This window comes from Crystallibacter degradans (genome assembly GCF_012952295.1).
In the GTDB taxonomy this organism is placed as follows: Bacteria; Actinomycetota; Actinomycetes; order Actinomycetales; family Micrococcaceae; genus Crystallibacter; species Crystallibacter degradans.
On record NZ_JABBCH010000099.1, the window covers coordinates 1 to 375 of the forward strand.

Annotated in this window: 1 protein-coding gene; it reads right to left on the bottom strand. The window is 65.3% G+C overall.

From position 1 onward, the window contains the following. Positions 1-374 (bottom strand): VOC family protein (locus HGO92_RS23290; RefSeq protein WP_205835026.1); only part of this gene is annotated, 374 nt, incomplete at its 3' end. Position 375 lies beyond the last annotated feature (1 nt).

Here is a 375-nt window from a genome sequence, read left to right on the forward strand (position 1 = left end):
GGGAAGCCCAGCGGGTCCTCCACGCGGACGGAGTCGCCGATGCCCTTGGAGAAGCCGTCCTTGCGGCGCTCGGTGCGGCACCCGAGTTCCTTGTAGTACGCCTCGGCGGCGTCCACTTCGGCCGGGGACTTCACCCGGTAGGCAAACGATGCCACGGCGGCGACCGGGCCCTTGCGCAGCACCAGGTTGTGGTGGATGAACTCCTCGAAGGAGCGCAGGTAGATGGTGTTCTCGTCCTCTTCGGTCACGTGCAGGCCCAGGACGTCCACGTAGAACTCGCGGGACTTGGCCAGGTCCGTGACGACCAGATCCATGTACGCGCAGCGGACAATGTCCGGAGCAGGCACGCTGGGCTTGAGGATTTCGTTGCTCATG